Source organism: Burkholderia sp. SR8, assembly GCF_052851275.1.
The window spans coordinates 98006-115916 of sequence record NZ_JAULUC010000002.1 but is presented as its reverse complement, the minus strand read 5'-3'; the positions used below and the strand labels follow the sequence as shown (position 1 = coordinate 115916).

The following is a 17911-nucleotide window of genomic DNA, read 5'->3' as shown; positions in this document are numbered from 1 at the left end:
TCCTGGTCGAAACGATGGATTGAGAAAGTCAGGCGGTCGTGCGCGCGGCGGCGGGCACCGCGCCGCGGGCCGGGCCGCGCGTCAGGCGGCGCTCGAAGCCGTACCAGCTCACGGTCGCGTACGCGAGCGTGATCGCGAGGGCGAGCGCGGCGGTGACGAAGCGGTTCAGGTGCAGCGGCCACAGCGCATACAGCACGCTCAGGTGAATCAGGTAGACGGTGTAGCTGACGGTGCCGACGTAGACGAGCAGCGGATTCGTCAGCACGCGCTGCACGAGGCCGCGTCCGCGCAGCGCGATCACGACGATCGACGTGCACAGCAGCAGCGAGATGCTGTAGAGCGCGGCATTCGACATCGGCGTGTTCGCCGCGCGAAAGCGCGGGAACGACAGGTGCAGCCAGCCGAGGATCGCGAGCGCCACGAGCGCGCCGACGATCGCGAGCGGATAGAACGGGTCGAGCGCGCGCCGGTCGCGGCGCAGCACGATCGCGAGCAGCGCGCCGGCGGCGAGCAGGTCCATCCGGAACGGCGTCAGGTAGTAGATCGGCCAGAACGAATCGAACCACGGCGTCGCGATCGCGCGCAGCACGGGCGCGGCGACGATCAGCGCGGCGGCGATCCACAGCAGCGCACGCTCGGAGCACCACAGCACGACGAACGGCCAGAAGATGTAGAACTGCTCTTCGACGGCGAGCGACCACAGCACGTTCAGGCTGTCGTGGCCGATGCTGCCGAGCGACAGTCCGATATTGGTCGAGAAGAACGCGAACCACGGCCAGTGCGGCAGCCAGCTCGCGCCGAACAGCAGCGTCGACACGAGCAGCAGCAGCACGTACGGCGGCAGGATCCGGCGCACGCGGCGCGCGTAGAAGTGGCTGAAGTAAGACTGCCCGCGCGCTTTCCGGTCGAGCAGGATGCCGGTGATCAGCAGCCCGCTCAGCACGAAGAACAGGTCGACGCCCATCCACAGCGGCGCCTTCAGCGCGTGCTGCAGGAACACGGCGCCCACCGCGATCGCGCGCAACCCGTCGAGCTGCACGATGCGGCCGTGTTGCGGCGGGGCGAGGTCGGCGCTGCGCGAGATGCCCGTCATCGCGCCGCTCCTTCGCGACGCGCGGCCAATGCCGTGGCGCGCCGCGCATCCGATGCGTGAACGTAATGCATGCGTTTAAATGAAATATGGAATCGAAATCGATTCTAGGGAAAAGAAATCGGCAAAAAAACGCGTGTCATTTATCCGGCTGAAAACATTCGAATGCCGCTCGCGGCAATCGCGGAATGAAAGCTTTGCAGGCTGCGCAGCCCGGCGGGCGGGCCGGAGCGGCATTTTCTACGCACTGGTGCCGCGAAAGCCGGTCGATATTGCCGCTTTGCCGAGCCTGAATCCGGCTGTTCCGGTGCGATATTTCATGCCGAAACATCCCCAAATATTTCCAAATTTCTTGTGATTATTTTTGCTTGTAACCTGCATCGCGACGTTTGAAACCCATTTAGAGCGACAGGTCATCCGGGCATTGCAGTACGCCGCGGCGCCGGTCGCTTTGCATCGAGTCTGGAGAGCGCATTGCGACGTCTGATTCTGATTGGCATGACGGTATGCGCGGCGCTGTCCGCGAGCGTCGCCGCGGCTGAAACGGTGTTGCCCGCGACCACGTCGTGGATCGGCAACACGTTCGGCTATGGCGACGGCAGCTGGACGCAGATCGACATCCGCGCGATCGCGGTGACGCCGGACGGCAAGGTGTATACGAACGCGCCGTGGGACGAGAGCGGCGCCGAGGCGAGCGTCTACCAGGACGGGAAGATGCTCGGCTTCGCGGGCGGCACGCACGGCTGGGGCAATCTCGGCGGCAACGCGGTCGCGGTGAACGGCAAATATGCGTACGTCGCGATCGGCGTCGGCAACGAGCGCGGCCATCTGCAGGCGCCCGGCATCTGGCCGGACAAGGGCAAGCAGTGGTTCGGCATCTCGCGCCGCACGATCGGCGACATGAAGCAGCCGGCGCCGTTTCGCGCGGCGCCGCAGGTTGCGCCGGGCGGCCGCGCCGATGCGGGCCGTGCGCGAATGGCCGCGAGCTTCATGATGGTCAACGAGGTGCCGGCGCCGGCGCGCTCGGAAGTGGGCGAGGCGAAGGCCGAGGTCGGCGGCCTCGCGGCCGACGACAAGACGCTGTTCGCGACGAACCCGTCGCATGATGCGGTCGACGTGTACGACGCCGAGACGATGCAGAAGAAGGGCACGTGGAGCGCGCACGAGCCGGGCCGCATCGCGCTCGCCGGCGACGGCACGCTGTGGCTGCTGACCGATACGATCAGCGGGCCCGCGCACCTCGTGCACGTGCGCGCGGACGGCCGCAAGCTCGACGACGCGCCCGCGCTGCCCGAAGGCACCGAAGCGGTGGACGTTGCAGTCGACGCGAAAGGGCGCGTGCTGGTCGCGGACAACGGCCCGCGCCAGCAGATCCTGATCTTCTCGAAGGGCGGCAAGGGCTATGCGGCGTCCGGCACGCTCGGCGAGCGCGGCGGCATCTTCGCGGGCCCGGTGCCGGGGCGCCCGGGGCCGCAGCGCTTCAACGGGCTGACGGGCGTCGGCGTCGATCGCGCGGGCAACGTCTATGTGTCGATGAACGGGATCGGCCCGCGTCACGACACGATCGGCGCGGGGCTCGGTGCGGTGCTCGAGAGCTACACGCCGGACGGCAAGCTGCGCTGGCAGGTGCAGGGCCTGCTGTTCGTCGACGGCGCGTGGCTCGATCCCGCGCGGCCGAACAGCGTGTACACGGGCAACAAGCGCTTCGAGCTCGATCTGTCGAAGCCGCCCGGCCAGGACTGGAAATACGTCGGCTTCCTGTCGAACCGCTTCAAGTATCCGGACGATCCCGTGTTCCACACGGACCAGTATCCGGGCATGCCGTTCGCGCGGCGCGTCGACGGCCGCACGTTCCTGTACCTGACCGACATGTACGCCGATCACCTGAAGATCTACCGCTTCGACGCGAAGCGCGACGGCGAGGTCGCGATTCCGTCGGGGCTGATCGCGGGCCGCGCGCGGCCGGTCGACAAGGTGCCGAACAAGCCGCCGGGCGGCGACTGGATCTGGCGCGACACGAACGGCAACGGCCGGCTCGACGCCGACGAATTCACGACCAACACGACGGGCAAGGCGAAGGCGGGCGGCTGGGGCTGGTGGGTCGACACGAAGGGCGACATCTGGCGCACGAGCGACGTGCGCGGCATTCACCGCTTCAGCTATGGCGGGCTCGACAAGGCCGGCAACCCGATCTACTCGTACGACAAGGTCACGACCTATCCGATGCCGCAGCCGTTCACGCAGCTGCGCCGCGCGATCTACGAGCCGCAGACGGACACGCTGTACGTGACGGGCTACACCGCCGACGCGCAGCCGCAGCCGGGCATCAACAAGGAAGTCGGCCGCGTGCTGGTGCGCTTCGACAAGTGGTCGAGCGGCTCGCCGGTGGTGCGCTACCAGGTCGCGCTGCCGTGGCAGCTCGACGCGAAACCGATCCTCGACCTGATCGGGATCACGGTCGAAGGCCGCTACATCTTCACGGTGGAGCCGGTCGGCAAGATCCACGTGTACGACAAGGAAACCGGCAAGGAAGTCGGCGTGATGAGCCCGGGCGCGGAAGTCGGCAAGGCGTCGGGCTGGGTCGACGTGCCGTTCGGCATCAGCGCGTTCCGGCGCGAGAACGGCGAATACCTGGTGTTCGTCGAGGAAGACGCGCGCGGCAAGGTACTGATGTATCGCTGGAAACCGTGACGGGCGGTGCGCCGTCGCTGCGGCCGCCGTCGCCGTCACACAAGGCTCAAGCATGGACAAAGGCATACTCAAGAACGTTTCGATCAACTTCATCGGGCTGATCCTGCCGACCTTCGTGTCGCTGGTGACGGTGCCCGCATATATCCACGCGCTCGGCGTCGAACGCTACGGCGTCGTCAGCCTCGTGTGGACGCTGATCGGCTATTTCGGGATCCTCGATCTCGGGATGAGCATGGCCGCGCAGAACCACATCTCGAAGGCGCTCGCGAGCGGCAACGCGGACGAAAGCGCGCGCGTGTTCTGGAGCGCGTTCTGGCTGAACCTCGGCACCGGCATCGCCGGCGGCCTGCTGATCTATTTCGGCGCGTTCGTCTACACCGCGTATTTCACGAAGGTGTCGGCCGCGATGCAGCACGAGGTGTATCTCGCGCTGCCGTGGCTCGCGCTCGCGATTCCGCTCGCGAACGTGTCGTGGGTATTCGCCGGCGCGATCAACGGCGCCGAACGCTTCGGCGTGTTCAACACCAACCAGACGATCGGCACGTTCCTGTTCCAGCTGCTGCCGCTCGGCGCCGCATGGTGGATCGCGCCGAACCTGCAGACGGTGCTCGCCGCGGCCGTCGTCGCGCGACTGATCGCGGCGGTGATGCTCGGCCACGCGAGCATCAAGGTGCTCGGGATCCGGCGCATCGATCCGCCGCAGTGGGGCACCGCGAAGGGGCTGTTCAACTTCGGCGGCTGGATGCTGATCGCGAGCACGACCAGCATGATCGCCGACACGCTCGACCGCGTGATGCTCGGCGCCGGCATGGGCGCGAAATTCGTTACGTACTACACGGTGCCGCAGAACCTCGTCACGCGCCTGAACATGCTGCCGAACGCGCTGGTGCGCACGCTGTTCCCGCGCCTGTCGGCGGTCGGCCGCGACCACGCCGACACGCTCGCGCGCCAGTCGCTCGAATTCCTGAACGGCGTGTTCACGCCGGTCGGCATCGTCGCGATCTTCGCGCTCGCGCCGTTCCTCACGCTGTGGGTCGGCGCCGATCTGGCCGCGCATTCGGCGCCGGTCGGCCGCGTGCTGGTGATCAGCGTGTGGCTCGTCGGCCAGGCGAGCGTCACGCGGATCCTGATCCAGTCGCAGGTGAACCCGGCCCGCGCCGCGTTCGCCGGCCTCGTCGAGATGCCGTTCTTCGTCGGCGGCCTGTGGCTCGGCATTCATCATTTCGGGCTGATCGGCGCGGCGGTGGTTGTCGCGGCGCGCGCGCTGGTCGACTACGGCGTGCTGCTGTACCTGTCGGCGATCCGGATGCGCGCGATCGTGCTCGACATGCTCGCGCATCTCGTCTTCCTGCTCGCGAGCCTGTTGCTCGCGCAGGCGTGGCCGGGGCTGGTCCAGTCGATCGGCATGTGCGCGGTCGTGCTGGTGCTGAACGTCGCGTGGTCGCTCACGATGACGCCGGGATTGCGCGCACTCGTGCGTGATCTGTTTGTCCGTCTCAATGCGAGGAGAACTGCATGAATCGCGATCTGGCGGAACACGCCGTCCTGAATCTCGCCACGGCCGATACCGCCGTGGCCGAAACCGGCGACGCCGCCGCACTGCGCCGGATCGAACGGGCCGGGCAGGCCGGCACCCGCGATGCGTCCCGCCCGCTGCGCGTGGCGATCGTCCACGACTGGCTCGTCACCTATGCCGGCGCCGAGCGCGTGCTCGAACAGATCGTCGCGTGCTTTCCGGACGCGGACCTGTTCAGCCTCGTCGATTTTCTCGAGGACCGCGCATTCGTGCGCGGCAAGCCGGTGACGACGTCGTTCATCCAGAAGCTGCCGTTCGCGCGCACCAAGTACCGCAGCTACCTGCCGCTGATGCCGCTCGCGATCGAGCAGCTTGACGTGTCCGACTACGACCTCGTGATCTCCAGCAGCCATGCGGTCGCGAAGGGCGTGCTGACGGGCCCGGACCAGGTGCACATCAGCTACGTGCATTCGCCGATCCGCTACGCGTGGGATCTGCAGCACCAGTATCTGGAACAGTCGAACCTCACGCACGGGCCGAAGTCGCTGCTCGCGCGGATGATCCTTCACTACATCCGCAACTGGGACACGCGCACCGCGAACGCGGTCGATGGCTTCATCGCGAATTCCGCGTTCATCGCGCGGCGCATCCGCAAGGTGTATCACCGCGATGCGGCGGTGATCTTCCCGCCGGTCGACGTCGACGGCTTCTCGCTGAACGAGGTGAAGGACGATTTCTACCTCACTGCATCGCGGATGGTGCCGTACAAGAAGATCGACCTGATCGTCGAAGCGTTCTCGCGCACGCCCGAGCGCAAGCTCGTCGTGATCGGCGACGGCCCCGAGATGCAGAAGATCCGCGCGAAGGCCGGCCCGAACGTCGAGATCATGGGCTACCAGCCGTTCGCGGTGCTGCACGACCGGATGCGGCGCGCGAAGGCGTTCGTGTTCGCGGCCGAGGAGGATTTCGGGATTTCGGTGGTCGAGGCGCAGGCCTGCGGCACGCCGGTGATCGCATACGGGAAGGGCGGCGCGCTCGAGACCGTGCTCGAGCCGCGCGCGCACGCGCATCCGACCGGGCTGTTCTTCGACGAGCAGACGCCGCACGCGATCGTCGCGGCGGTCGACGCGTTCGAACGCGCGCCGCAGCGCTTCACGCCGCACGCGTGCCGCGCGAACGCGGAGCGCTTCTCCGCCGACACGTTCCGGCGGCGCTTTCTCGACTATGTGGAAGCCGCATTGCCCGGCTCGACCGCGCAGCGCGGCACGGCCGTCGCGCCGATGCCGGCCGCGCGCGGCCCGGCGACGCTCGTGCTCGACCAGAGCGGCGTGCTCGGCGGCGCGGAGCTGTCGCTGCTGGAGATCATGAAGCACATGCGCGCGAACGCGGACGTACTGCTGTTCGACGACGGCCCGTTCCGCGCGGCGCTCGACGAGATCGGCGCGCGCGTCGACGTGCTCGACCAGGGCGCGCTCGCCGGCGTGCGCAAGCAGGGCGGCGTGTCGGCCGGCGCGTTGAAGCAGCTGTTCACGCTGGTGCGCGACGTCGCGCGCCGCGCCCGCCGCGCCGAGGTGATCTACGCGAATACGCAGCGCGCGATGGTGGTCGCGGCACTGGCCGGGCGGCTCGCGCGCAAGCCGGTGGTCTGGCATCTGCGCGACATCGTCAGCGGCGAGCATTTCGGCAGCAAGCAGCTGACTGCGATCAAGTACTGCGCGCGGTTCGGCGTCACGCGCGTGATCGCGAACTCCGATGCGTCCGCGCAGGCGTTTCGCGCGCTGACGGGCTTCACGCCGCAGCACGTCGACGTCGTGTTCAACGGCATTTCGGCCGAACCGTTCGACGCGCTCGATACCACCAGCCAGGCCGCGCTGCGCGCGCGCTTCGGGCTGCCCGAGCACGCGTGGCTGGTCGGCTCGTTCAGCCGCCTCGCGCACTGGAAGGGCCAGCATCTGCTGCTGGAGGCCGCCGCGCGCCATCCGGACATGCACGTGGTGCTGGTCGGCGCGCCGCTGTTCGGCGAGGACGAATACGCGGCGCAGCTGCACGAGACCGTCGCGCGTCACGGGATGGACGACCGCGTGCACTTCCTCGGATTCCAGCGCGACGTGGCCGCGTGCATGAAGGCGGTCGACGTGGTCGCGCATACGTCGATCACGCCGGAGCCGTTCGGGCGCGTGATCGTCGAGGGGATGCTCGCGCGGCGGCCGGTGGTCGCGGCGCGCGCGGGCGGGGTCGTCGAGATCATCGAGGACGGCGAGAACGGGCTGTTGTGCGAGCCGGGCAACGCGGCCGCGCTCGCCGATGCGCTGGGCCGGCTCAAGCACGACGGCGCGCTGCGCGAGCGGCTCGTCGCGAGCGGGCGCGCGACCGCGGTGCGCCGGTTCGGCACCGAAACGTACGTGGAGCGCGTCGAGAAGATTCTCGCGGATACCGCGAAGGCCGCGAAGGCGAAGAAGCGGTAGGCGGCAGTCGGCGGCGGCGCGCGAAGCGTGTCGTCGTCCTCGGTCGTCCGTCGTCCGGACCGGCGCGAAACGGGCCCTCATGCGGCGGTGTGCTGCATGGGGGTCCTGGCGTTTGGATCCTGTGGGCGGTTGGGGGGATGTCGCGCGCCGGGCGCTCGTCGCGAGGGCCGGCGTGGAGGAATTTCCCGCCGCATTCACTCGCCGTGCGCCGCCGTCGCCGACTCCAACGTCAGGCCGCCGCAGCCTGCGAACGAGCTGTTGACCCGATCGCGCGTGTCGACCATGCCGCCGCCCATCAGCCCGGATGATTGGCTCGCCGGTGCGAAGCCGGCCGTCCCGCCCGACCGGGAACGCCGTGCGGACGCCTTCAGGCGGCTCGATGCGGTCATTGACCCCATCCCGGAAGGGGTGGGCCGCGGCGACGGCAGCGCAGCCGCCCAGGAAGCCGATATGCATCGCGGACACACGTCGGCCGTTGCAGCGGCCCCGGCCCGACACGTGAGCGCCGCTATATGCCCGCCCCGCGCATGAAAACACCCCGTGCAAGCTGACGGCGCACGGGGCCGGGAGCGCCGGAATGGCGCGTTCGGGTTCAGGCGGCCTGTTCGGGCGCCGGCGCGACGACGCGCGCGGGGCGCGCCGGCTTCAGGCTGGCCGACCACAGCATCGCCGGGCGTTCGAACAGCCGGTAGAACACGTAGGCGACCGGAATCGCGGCGGCCATGAATGCAATCGACGGCCAGATCGACAGCTGCAGTTCCGAATGGAACAGCACCGAACCGAGGCACACGAACAGCGGCAGGTGGACGAGATACAGCGAGTAGCTGAAGTCGCCGAACCAGCCGAGTACGCGCAGCAGCGGCGTCGGGCGCGGCGGGCACGCGAGCGCGCGGTACAGGAAGCACGCGAAGCCGGCCGCCCACAGCTGGAACGCGCCGTACTGGCCGAAATGGAACGCGCCGCAGCCCGCGGCGAGCAGCACGGCGGCCGCGCCGTACCAGGCGCGCGACGGTACGTCGGCCGCGCCGCGCGCCGGCTGCGCGCGCACGTCGGCGATCCACGCGCCGACCGTCCAGGACAGCCAGTAGGACGTGAAGAACTGCAGGTCGTGCCGCTCCAGCAGCCATGCCGACGCGACGTTGACGAGCGCGACGGCCGCGACGATGGCCGGCATCCCGATGCGCCGGCGCAGCGCGAACAGCAGCGGATAGATCGCATAGAACTGCACTTCGAGCGACAGCGTCCACAGCGCGCCGTTGGACCCGTACGTGTAGCCGGCGACGCCTTGCAGCGAGAACAGGTTCACGAGGAACGCAGCGAGGCCGACGTCGCGGATCTTGTGGCTGACCGGCGCGATCTGCAGGCTGACCGCGTCCATCGCGAGCGTGAACAGCAGTGCGGCGAGCAGCACCGGATAGATGCGTGCGAAACGGCGCGCCCAGAAGTTCGGCGCATCGAGCCGGTACGCGGGGTTGGCGGCCAGCTTCAGCGCCGCGTTGCGGTGGATGCAGTAGCCGCTGATCACGAAGAAGATCGGCACGCCGGCCGACCCCCATGCGAACGGAAACGTCAGGTAGCCGACGATTACGCTCGGGTCGAGCGCGTGACCGTAGGCGCGATGAAAGCTCTGCATGCCGACCCAGACGACCTGCCGGCAGTGGAAATAGGCGACGAGCAGCGCCGCGAACCCGCGCATCGCGTCGATCACGTGTTCCTTGTGGTCGGCGACGGGCGGCGCAGCCAATGGCGATCCGCTGAAAGCTTGCATGCGATTCCTTGCGACGGATGAAGGGGATGGTCCAATCGTAATGCGCAAGAATTCGAGCGAATCAATAAAAAAATCGTGCCGCGGAATAATGGTATTTCAGATGGTGGTTTTATCCCGGCCTGAAAGCGGTTTCGCAGGCGCTACAATTATTTGCCGATTTTTTTCTGATAGTTTGAAGCTCCAGTTGATTGATGCAAGGAGCGGCAAGATGGACATGCATTGGATCGCGAGCGCGGCAGTACTGCTGGTCATGGCCGTGCTGTCGGCGTACCGCGAGGCGCTGAAGAACGAGCCGATTCGCCCCGGCCTCGAGCGGGGCGGCGTCCCGTATATCGAGGAATTCGAATCGTAAGAATTTGTATCCGGAAAATCGGTAATTTATTTCTGCTTCGGCAATCGGTTCGGCAATATCGACCGGATCGCCAGATTATCTCTTTTCCGGAAAGCGTGGGCAATCGGTTCATATCGAAAATGAGCGGAGTGGAATTGGCCGTGCCGTCGATTCTCGATATGCCGTTCGGAAAACAATCGCGCCGCGTCGCAGGGCGACGCGGCGCAGTCAACGCAATCAGGATGCGAACATGTTGAAAGTCACCAAGGCCGTGTTCCCCGTTGCCGGTCTCGGCACGCGGTTCCTCCCGGCAACGAAGGCGAGCCCGAAGGAAATGCTGCCCGTCGTCGACAAGCCACTGATCCAGTACGCGGTCGAGGAAGCGATCAACGCCGGTATCACCGAGATGATCTTCGTGACGGGGCGCAGCAAGCGCGCGATCGAGGATCACTTCGACAAGTCGTACGAGATCGAGGCCGAACTCGAGGCGCGCGGCAAGGAAAAGCTGCTCGAGCTCGTGCGCGGCATCAAGCCGAGCCACGTGAACTGCTTCTACGTGCGTCAGCCGGAAGCGCTCGGTCTCGGCCATGCGGTGCTGTGCGCGGAGAAGCTCGTGCACGGCGAGCCGTTCGCGGTGATTCTCGCCGACGACCTGCTGCACGGCGAACAGCCGGTGCTCAAGCAGCTCGTCGACGTGTTCGACCACTATCACAGCTCGGTGATCGGGGTCGAGACGATCGCGCGCGAGGACAGCCGTTCGTACGGCGTCGTCGAAGGCCGCGAATGGGAAGAGGACATCATCAAGCTGTCGGGCATCATCGAGAAGCCGGCGCCGGAAGACGCGCCGTCGAATCTCGGCGTGGTCGGCCGCTACGTGTTCATGCCGACGATCTTCGATCACCTGCGCCGGCTCAAGCCGGGCGCGGGCGGCGAGCTGCAGTTGACGGACGCCGTCCAGTCGCTGCTCGCGAACGAACAGGTGCTCGCGTACCGCTACTACGGCACGCGTTTCGATTGCGGCAGCAAGATCGGTTATCTGAAGGCGACCGTCGAGCTCGCGCTCCAGCATCCGGAAGTGAGCCGCGAATTCGAGGCGTACCTGCGTACCTGCCTGCCCGCGCTGGCTGCCGTCGCATAAGCAGCCGCGCTGCTCCGCTGTTTCAGGTGGTGGTTGTTCCGTTGGCCCCGGCCGCTTCGTGCGCCGGGGCTTTTTTGCGTGCGGGCGAAGCGCGCGGTGAGTCGGCGCATGCTTGGGGTAGCGGCTGCGCTGGTGCATGGTGGCGGCAGCGGGGCAGTCGGCGGCTGCAGCGGTGGCGGCGAATCGGATCGAACTGGCGCGTTCGTGGCGATCCCGGTGCATCACGCTCGGCAGCGAGCGCGTCGCTCTGCTTCGTGACCTGACCGATCGCGATGAACGCGCGCGGCAACGACGGATGGCCGCCTCGCGCGTCGATTCGGGGGCCATGCGTGATGGGTGGTGTCGCGAATGCCGCGATGACGAAACCGGTGCCGACGTGCGGGTCGCGTGCGGTTTGATGGATTGTCGCGCGGCATGATGGCACCGATTCCGGCTCGCAGGATGTCGAAGCGGAACGGACGCCGGGGTCGCCCCGGCATGTTGCGCCGTGCGGCACCGTCGTCCGCCGATGCAACGCCCGCTTCGGAAGAACGAAGGAGCGCGCATCGCGCCGGTCCGGCAACGCGCATCGCCGGCGTGTCGCCGCTATCGCGCCGCGGCGCGCGTGCCGTCGCGTTCGCCGTCACTCAGCGTGCCGACGTGCTCGGCCGCGCGACGAAGTACCGCGCGAGCATCGCGGCGATCGGTTTCTTGAGGTCGAGCAGGCGCTTTTCCAGAAAGCGCCACGACAGGTGGGCCAGCAGCACGGCGAGCGCGAACTGCAGCAGTTCGGGCAGCGCTGCGCGGACGATTTCCGGCATCGGCACGTGCGCGAACAGTGCCGGCATCTCGCCGAATCGTGCGGGAATCAGGTTGTGGAACAGGTAGAAGCCGTAGCTGATCGTGCCGAGATAGACGAGCGGGCCCCAGTCGAGCAGCGCGACGGCAGGATGGTCGGGCTCGGTGACGATCCACAGCATCAGCGCGCCGAGCGACGCGGACAGCCCGAGATCCACGAACCCGGTGACGAGGTCCGGCAACGTCGTGAGTGCCGGCAGGACGAGGAAGAACACGACGCCTGCTGCGCCGAGCCAGCCGGGCGGAATGCGACGGACGACGGCCGGGCCGCGATCGGCGAGCGCCATCGCGCCGATGCCGCCGAGCGCGATCAGCGCGAAATTCCACGGGGAAAACGCGTAGATCAATACCGGCGACGCGTCGACCGCATACAGCGCGAGATGCGCGAACGCGCACAGCGCGACGGCCGCGACACCGAGCGCGACGTGGCGCGCGGCAGGCACCGCGAGCAGCGTCAGCGGCGCAATCAGATAGAACTGCTGCTCAACGGCGAGGCTCCAGAAGTGCGACGTGGAGCCCGGCCAGCCGTCCTTGACGACGCCGATCCAGTAATTCGACAGGAACGTCGCGTGCCATGCGAGCCCGAGATTGACGCCGCGCTGGTAGAACAGCGCGTGCGCGATCGCGAGCGCGGCGAGCAGCAGGTAGTAGACGGGAAAGATCCGCAGTGCACGCTTCGCGAGAAACAGCGCGAGCGCATGGCGGCGCGTCATCGTGCCGCATTCGATCGCCTGACGGTTGCGATGCAGTTCGCCGACGATCAGGAATCCGCTGATGAAGAAAAACGTCCACACACCGAGCTTGCCCACGTCGACAGCGAGGACGTGGCCCTTGTGGGACAGGAAAACGAGGATGACGGCGATGGCTCGCAGGCCGTCGAGTCCTTTGACGTATCTGACTTCGCGCATGAAGGCATCCGGGGCACTGAGCGAGGTCAGTATAGGTGCGCAAATATCGAACGTAATTCGCGTTCGGGCGCGTTTCGACGTATACGTGAAGGTGTTTTTCGATGCTCGAGCGTCCCCGGAGTCGGTCGCGCGCAACAAAACCTGCGGGAAACCCCGCGAAAACGCATAAAAGTACTCCACGAAGCGTCAAGGCGCTTGTAGAATCCGGCGTTGAAGCGCGCGCGTTGCACGCTTCGTGTATCCAACGACCACACCTGGTAGGAGAAACATGGCGACTTCCGCAAAAAAGGTGGCCAAGAAGGCTGCCGCACCGGCCACCAAGAAAGTGGCTGCCAAAAAGGCTGCGCCCGCGAAGAAAGTAGTGGCCAAGAAGGCTGTCGCGAAGGCAGCACCGGCCGCTCCGACGCCGCTGAAGGACAAGTTCACGAAGGCATCGCTCGCAACGCACATCGCTGAGCGCGCAGCTGTCGAAGTGAAGGCGGTCAAGGCAGTGCTCGCCGCACTCGAGAACGTCGTGCTGGGCTCGGTTCACAAGAAGGGCGCAGGCGAATTCACGCTGCCGGGTCTGCTGAAGATCACGGCGCAAGTCGTGCCGGCGAAGAAGAAGCGCTTCGGCAAGGATCCGTTCACGGGCGAAGAGCGCTGGTTCCCGGCAAAGCCGGCCAGCGTGCGCGTGAAGGCACGTGCGCTGAAGAAGCTGAAGGACGCGGCGGCGTAATGCCCGCGCACCGGCCGCCGAATGCATGTCGGCGGCCGGTGCGATGTCCGACGATCCCCGCACGCGAAAGCGTGCGGGGATTTTTATTGCGTCGCGCAAACCGACGAGGCATTGCGTCATGTCATGCGGCGCGGCTTGCACGATGCGACGCGCATCCGGTGCCGCGCGGCATTCTCGACGATGGCCGGATCGCCGTGTCCGGGTTCGTGCCGGCGCGCGTCGCCGGATAGCCAGCCGCGCGTTGCGCGCGAATCGCACGTGCTTGACGTGATGAGCGCGAACGCGACGATCGTTCCCGTCGAGATCGCCGCCCGCGCGGCGGTTGCATGCGCGACGATCGAGCGGCATCTCGGCATCTCGGCATCTCGGCATCTCGGCATCTCGGCAGCGACGCTGCAGGCGATTCACGTGTTCGGTTCGGCGTTCGACGGCGAATCGAAACCGCACGGCGACATCGATCTGCCCGTGACGATCGGCGCGTCGCCGCGCGATGCCGTGCGGCGCGCGCCGATGTCCGACTTGCTCGATGTGTCGCCGCTGCCGGGTGGCGCGACGCGCTGCGCGTACCGGACGTGATCGTCGTCGCGTGCGGCGTATCGGCTGCGCGCGCCGTCTATCTGCGCGGGCACGGTGACGCTGCGCTACTGTCCGGCGAACCGGTTGCCGCATTCGTTCGCTGCGCGCGGCGGGATCGTCGAGGCGATGTTGCCGACGTAGCGGCGCGGCGCGCGAACACCGGCTGCCCGCGATTGCGTAACGGCACGATGCAATCCTGCCCATGGCGTTGCCGTGGCGACGTGGGCGTGCGCACTGCACGCGCCGCATCGGCGGCTCGGCCGCCCGTGAACGGGCGCGTGGTACCGGCGCGTCGTCAGCCCGCGGTGCCTTCGTATGCGGCCTTCAGCGCGGCGGCGTCGAACTTCGTCATCTGCATCATCGCCGCGGCCACGCGCGCCGCCTTGACCTCGTCGCGGTCGGCCATCATCGGGATCAGTTCGTCCGGCACGATCTGCCACGACACGCCGAACCGGTCGCGCACCCAGCCGCAACCGTCGGCCGTGCCGCCGTTGTCGAGCAGCGCGCTCCAGTAGCGGTCCAGTTCCGCCTGGTCGGCGCAGCTGACCATCAGCGAGATCGCGTGATTGAACGTCTCGGTGCGCGGATGGCTCATCGCGATGAACGGCTGCCCGAACAGCTCGAATTCGACCATCCGCGTGCCGGCGGTGCCGGACACCTCGGTGACGCGCACGACGCGCGAGTTCGGGAAAATGCCCGCATAGAACGCCGCAGCTTCTTCGGCTTCCGTCGAGTACCAGAGGAACGGCGTGATCTTCTGAATCGTCATGGAGCGTCTCCTGTCGGGTGTCGGTGATGCGGCACGCTGCGTGCCGCCATCGATACGACAGACGACGGCCGTCGAAATCGACACGTCGAAGCATACGTGGTTCGTGTCGGCACATCGAGAGATCGGGGTGAGCGGGGCGGAGTCCGGCATGGCGTGCGCGGCCGGCTTCTGCTTCGGCCGGCATACGTTCCGGCCGGCATGTCGCACGGGCGGACGGCGGCGGCCGTCGCTTCAGGCGCCAATGCGGTCGTGCGCGGTCATACGGGGCCATACGCGGGCACCGCGACAGCGCTACGCGCCGGAATGACCTCGCGCGCCTGACAGGCGGCCCACGCGCCGCTCGTGATCGAGCGCCGAACCCCGGCAGTTCCGGACCACGCTCGTCGCCCGCCACGGCGCAGCCGGCAACGGACGAAAAAAAACCAGCCACGGCCGAAACCGGTGACTGGTTTTGCAGTTCGGCGGCACGGCGTCGGAGACGCCATGCACACCGGAAACGTACTTCTTAGAACTTGTGGCGAATGCCGACCGCGACCAGCTCGGCCGAGCTCTTGCCGGCGAAGCCGTACGAAGCGATCGACGCTTGCGCGGTTTGGCGAACGCCGTCGACGAGCTGCGTGCCGCTCGCGTGCTGGTATGCGCCAACCAGGTAGACGTCCGTACGCTTCGACAGCGAGTAGTCCGCGCCGACGCCGACTTGGTGGTACTTCGCGTCCGTATCGCCGCTCGCCTTCGTGTACGAGTAGCCGAGACCCAGCAGCAGCGGTGCCGTGACCTGGTACGTCACGAACGCGCGGCCCGTGTTGTACTTTTCGGTCGAACCGAAGCCCGAGAATGCGTCCGGCTTGTACTGTGCGTTGCTGTAGCCGAGGCCGAACGTCACGGGGCCGATTGCGTACTGGCCTGCGACTTGCGCGATGGCGATCGACTTCGCCGTTGCGTAACCCGAGTTGATCGGGCCGTCGAAGATCGCGTCGGACGTCGTCGAACCCCAGCCTGCACGGCCAGCCGTCGTCGTCGGCGACGGGTTGGCTGCGTAGAAGTAGCCTGCTGCAACGCCGACCGGGCCGTTGTTGTATGCAGCTGCGACCGACCACGTCTGGCCCGAACCCGTCTTGCCTGCGACGCCGCCGAGTGCGTACATGCCTTCGACTTGCAGACCGCCCCAGACCGGCGACGTGTACTTGATCGCGTTGCTGACGCGCAGCGAGTTGTCGTTGTTGTCGACGTCGCCCGGCGTTGCCATCACGCTGCCGAAGTAGTTGTCGGCCGTGACTGCCTGAACCAGGTCGACCAGCGGGTCGTACTGGCGGCCCAGCGTGAGCGTACCGTACTGGTTGCTCTGCAGACCGACGAACGCTTGACGACCGAACAGGCGGTTGCCCTGGTTCAGGTGACCCGTGCCCGGATCAAAACCGTTTTCCAACTGGAAGATCGCCTTCAGGCCACCGCCGAGGTCCTCGGCGCCTTTCAGGCCCCAGCGGCTGCCTTGCAGGTTGCCCGACAGCATTTGCCACGAGTTGTTGGCCTGGCCGTTATTGCCGTGAACCCATGCAATCGACGTGTCGATCACACCGTACAGCGTCACGCTCGACTGAGCGTGAGCAGCGCCAGCGGCGCCCAGCAGGGCGAGCGAGAGGGTCGAGAGAGCGAGTTTCTTCATCGTTGAGTATCTCCACGCAAATGATTCGTCATTCGTTATTTGTTGCGGATTGGAGAATAGCTCAGTGCCATACATGCAAGAAAGCTTAAAAAATAAAGTGTCTCGAAAAGGTAACAGCGAGAAAAAATCCATATAGATCAAGCACATCAACGACTGTTCCTCTTTTTGAAACAGTTGACAATTGCTGCGCTGCGATTGTTGCAGCGGATGGTGCGCTCGGCAACAAGCGGGCGGATTTCGCGGGTCCGCGCGCGGAAATCGGGGTGTGCAAACGTTTGCCGTTGCAGCGCGCGTCGCGCGCCGATGCAACGAACGCATCAACGTGCAGCCATGCGTGGGGGATGACGCCGTTGCGAAACGAAGCGCGATCGCGTAGCGCGGCCGCGGGCGAAGCGATAGGCGGGAGGTCAGTGGTCGCGTGCGCGGTCGGCAGCGCGATCGGCCGGCTCGGCTGCGGCCGGCACCTTGCCGGTGCGGCCATGCGCATCGCCGCGCGCGGCCGCGAATTCCGCGCCGAGCAGCAGCACGGCCGCCGAGAAGTACAGCCACATCAGCAGCACCGCGAACGACCCGGCCGCGCCGAACGCGCTCGCGGTGCCCGCGCGTGCGAGATACAGCGCGAACAGTTTCTTGCCGCCGGAGAACAGGATCGCGGACACGATCCCGCCGACCATCGCGTCGCGCCACGCGACGCGCGCGTCGGGCAGGAACTTCATCAGTGCGGCGAACGCGCCCGCGAGCACCGCGATGCCGACGACGAACTGCAGCACGTTGGTGATCGCGACGTACGGCGAATTGCCGAGCAGCCAGGTGCCGATGAACGTGATCGCGGTATCGAGCACGAGCGACACGATCAGCAGGAACGCGACGCCGAGCACGAGCCCGAACGAGATCAGCCGCACGCGCACGAGCCCGAACACGCTCGACCAGCGGCTTTCCGTGCTGGGCCAGATCACGCTCAGTGCGGTGTTCAGCGATGCGAAGGTGGCCGATGCGCCGAGCGCGAGCGCGGCGAACGAGATCAGCGTCGCGACGCCGCCGCGCTCGCCTGCGCGATGCGCGTTCTGCACGATGGTCTGGATGCTGGCGGCCGCGTCGTCGCCGATCAACTGATGCGCCTGTTCGAACACCTGGCCGCGCGCGGCCTCGTCGCCATAGAACCACCCGGCCACCGCGATCACCATCACGAGCGTCGGCGCGAGCGAGAACGCCGAGAAGAACGCGATGCTCGCGGCCATCGCCGAGCAGCGGTCGGACGAGAAGCGCTTGAATGCGTTGAGTGCCCAGTTGGCCTGCCGTTGCGCGAGGCGCGTGGCCTCGGAGGTGATCTGTCGTTTCATGGCGGTTCGGTTGCGGGTTGATCGCCGGACATCGGTGGATCAGACAAATCGGTATTGATCCGAAGATTCCATCATAGTTGCGATGACTGTCTATAATCCTT

At 66.8% G+C, this 17911-nt stretch carries 16 protein-coding genes; 9 read left to right on the top strand and 7 right to left on the bottom strand.

Annotated features, from left to right (window positions below; translation table 11 throughout):
- Positions 1-28 precede the first annotated feature (28 nt).
- The gene (locus tag Q3A80_RS02805; protein ID WP_446327563.1) at positions 29-1093 is read right to left on the bottom strand and encodes an acyltransferase family protein; all 1065 of its coding nucleotides are present in this window, start codon (positions 1091-1093) and stop codon (positions 29-31) included.
- 79 nt (positions 1094-1172) lie between these two features.
- Between Q3A80_RS02805 and Q3A80_RS02800 the strand changes: the two genes are divergently transcribed.
- The 4 genes from Q3A80_RS02800 to Q3A80_RS02785 all read left to right on the top strand — a co-directional run bounded on the left by Q3A80_RS02800 (position 1173) and on the right by Q3A80_RS02785 (position 7762).
- Positions 1173-1448, top strand: a complete 276-nt coding sequence (locus Q3A80_RS02800; protein ID WP_446327562.1) for a hypothetical protein — start codon at positions 1173-1175, stop codon at positions 1446-1448.
- A 140-nt stretch (positions 1449-1588) separates the two neighbouring features.
- Positions 1589-3781, top strand: coding sequence for a hypothetical protein (locus tag Q3A80_RS02795; RefSeq protein WP_446327801.1), 2193 nt, complete (start codon positions 1589-1591; stop codon positions 3779-3781).
- 52 nt (positions 3782-3833) lie between these two features.
- Positions 3834-5300: a flippase gene (locus Q3A80_RS02790; protein ID WP_446327561.1), complete on the top strand. Its 1467-nt coding sequence runs from the start codon at positions 3834-3836 to the stop codon at positions 5298-5300.
- Positions 5297-7762 carry a glycosyltransferase family 4 protein gene (locus tag Q3A80_RS02785; RefSeq protein ID WP_446327560.1) on the top strand — a complete coding sequence of 822 codons (2466 nt, stop codon included), beginning with the start codon at positions 5297-5299 and terminating at the stop codon, positions 7760-7762. Before Q3A80_RS02790 ends, Q3A80_RS02785 begins: the two co-directional genes overlap by 4 nt.
- Positions 7763-7956: 194 nt before the next feature.
- On the opposite strand, the gene Q3A80_RS02780 is transcribed toward Q3A80_RS02785, so the two are convergent.
- Positions 7957-8151 carry a hypothetical protein gene (locus Q3A80_RS02780; protein WP_446327559.1) on the bottom strand — a complete coding sequence of 65 codons (195 nt, stop codon included), beginning with the start codon at positions 8149-8151 and terminating at the stop codon, positions 7957-7959.
- Positions 8152-8354: 203 nt separating this feature from the next.
- Positions 8355-9530, bottom strand: a complete 1176-nt coding sequence (locus tag Q3A80_RS02775) for an acyltransferase family protein (RefSeq protein WP_446327558.1) — start codon at positions 9528-9530, stop codon at positions 8355-8357.
- 208 nt (positions 9531-9738) lie between these two features.
- Here Q3A80_RS02775 and Q3A80_RS02770 point away from each other — a divergent pair, with 208 nt between their 5' ends.
- From Q3A80_RS02770 to Q3A80_RS02760, 3 genes are all read left to right on the top strand, one after another.
- Positions 9739-9882: a hypothetical protein gene (locus Q3A80_RS02770; RefSeq protein WP_006479318.1), complete on the top strand. Its 144-nt coding sequence runs from the start codon at positions 9739-9741 to the stop codon at positions 9880-9882.
- Positions 9883-10111: 229 nt separating this feature from the next.
- Positions 10112-10999, top strand: coding sequence for a UTP--glucose-1-phosphate uridylyltransferase GalU (galU, locus tag Q3A80_RS02765; RefSeq protein ID WP_040139440.1), 888 nt, complete (start codon positions 10112-10114; stop codon positions 10997-10999).
- A 136-nt stretch (positions 11000-11135) separates the two neighbouring features.
- Positions 11136-11417 (top strand): hypothetical protein, encoded by a 282-nt coding sequence (locus Q3A80_RS02760; protein WP_446327557.1) that lies wholly within the window; start codon positions 11136-11138, stop codon positions 11415-11417.
- 208 nt (positions 11418-11625) lie between these two features.
- Here the strand turns inward: Q3A80_RS02760 and Q3A80_RS02755 are convergent, their stop codons facing one another.
- Positions 11626-12744 carry an acyltransferase family protein gene (locus tag Q3A80_RS02755; RefSeq protein ID WP_446327556.1) on the bottom strand — a complete coding sequence of 373 codons (1119 nt, stop codon included), beginning with the start codon at positions 12742-12744 and terminating at the stop codon, positions 11626-11628.
- A gap of 268 nt (positions 12745-13012) precedes the next feature.
- On the opposite strand from Q3A80_RS02755, the gene Q3A80_RS02750 reads away from it, so the two are divergent.
- Complete coding sequence (locus Q3A80_RS02750) at positions 13013-13462, top strand: HU family DNA-binding protein (protein WP_006492882.1); 450 nt, start codon at positions 13013-13015, stop codon at positions 13460-13462.
- 258 nt (positions 13463-13720) lie between these two features.
- Positions 13721-14038 (top strand): hypothetical protein, encoded by a 318-nt coding sequence (locus Q3A80_RS02745; RefSeq protein WP_446327555.1) that lies wholly within the window; start codon positions 13721-13723, stop codon positions 14036-14038.
- Between the two features lie 295 nt (positions 14039-14333).
- Here the strand turns inward: Q3A80_RS02745 and Q3A80_RS02740 are convergent, their stop codons facing one another.
- The 3 genes from Q3A80_RS02740 to Q3A80_RS02730 all read right to left on the bottom strand — a co-directional run bounded on the left by Q3A80_RS02740 (position 14334) and on the right by Q3A80_RS02730 (position 17810).
- Complete coding sequence (locus tag Q3A80_RS02740; RefSeq protein WP_446327554.1) at positions 14334-14807, bottom strand: VOC family protein; 474 nt, start codon at positions 14805-14807, stop codon at positions 14334-14336.
- Positions 14808-15312: 505 nt separating this feature from the next.
- The gene (locus tag Q3A80_RS02735; RefSeq protein WP_446327553.1) at positions 15313-16470 is read right to left on the bottom strand and encodes a porin; all 1158 of its coding nucleotides are present in this window, start codon (positions 16468-16470) and stop codon (positions 15313-15315) included.
- A gap of 407 nt (positions 16471-16877) precedes the next feature.
- Positions 16878-17810, bottom strand: a complete 933-nt coding sequence (locus tag Q3A80_RS02730; RefSeq protein WP_446327552.1) for a YihY/virulence factor BrkB family protein — start codon at positions 17808-17810, stop codon at positions 16878-16880.
- Positions 17811-17911: the final 101 nt, after the last annotated feature.

Excerpts from the sequence above, each read along its gene's own strand:
- Q3A80_RS02805 (WP_446327563.1), bottom strand. The coding sequence starts at position 1,093 with ATGACGGGCATCTCGCGCAGCGCCGACCTCGCCCCGCCGCAACACGGC.
- Q3A80_RS02800 (WP_446327562.1), top strand. The coding sequence starts at position 1,173 with ATGAAATATGGAATCGAAATCGATTCTAGGGAAAAGAAATCGGCAAAA.
- Q3A80_RS02795 (WP_446327801.1), top strand. The coding sequence starts at position 1,589 with ATGACGGTATGCGCGGCGCTGTCCGCGAGCGTCGCCGCGGCTGAAACG.
- Q3A80_RS02790 (WP_446327561.1), top strand. The coding sequence starts at position 3,834 with ATGGACAAAGGCATACTCAAGAACGTTTCGATCAACTTCATCGGGCTG.
- Q3A80_RS02785 (WP_446327560.1), top strand. The coding sequence starts at position 5,297 with ATGAATCGCGATCTGGCGGAACACGCCGTCCTGAATCTCGCCACGGCC.
- Q3A80_RS02780 (WP_446327559.1), bottom strand. The coding sequence starts at position 8,151 with ATGACCGCATCGAGCCGCCTGAAGGCGTCCGCACGGCGTTCCCGGTCG.
- Q3A80_RS02775 (WP_446327558.1), bottom strand. The coding sequence starts at position 9,530 with ATGCAAGCTTTCAGCGGATCGCCATTGGCTGCGCCGCCCGTCGCCGAC.
- Q3A80_RS02770 (WP_006479318.1), top strand. The coding sequence starts at position 9,739 with ATGGACATGCATTGGATCGCGAGCGCGGCAGTACTGCTGGTCATGGCC.
- galU (WP_040139440.1), top strand. The coding sequence starts at position 10,112 with ATGTTGAAAGTCACCAAGGCCGTGTTCCCCGTTGCCGGTCTCGGCACG.
- Q3A80_RS02760 (WP_446327557.1), top strand. The coding sequence starts at position 11,136 with ATGGTGGCGGCAGCGGGGCAGTCGGCGGCTGCAGCGGTGGCGGCGAAT.
- Q3A80_RS02755 (WP_446327556.1), bottom strand. The coding sequence starts at position 12,744 with ATGCGCGAAGTCAGATACGTCAAAGGACTCGACGGCCTGCGAGCCATC.
- Q3A80_RS02750 (WP_006492882.1), top strand. The coding sequence starts at position 13,013 with ATGGCGACTTCCGCAAAAAAGGTGGCCAAGAAGGCTGCCGCACCGGCC.
- Q3A80_RS02740 (WP_446327554.1), bottom strand. The coding sequence starts at position 14,807 with ATGACGATTCAGAAGATCACGCCGTTCCTCTGGTACTCGACGGAAGCC.
- Q3A80_RS02735 (WP_446327553.1), bottom strand. The coding sequence starts at position 16,470 with ATGAAGAAACTCGCTCTCTCGACCCTCTCGCTCGCCCTGCTGGGCGCC.
- Q3A80_RS02730 (WP_446327552.1), bottom strand. The coding sequence starts at position 17,810 with ATGAAACGACAGATCACCTCCGAGGCCACGCGCCTCGCGCAACGGCAG.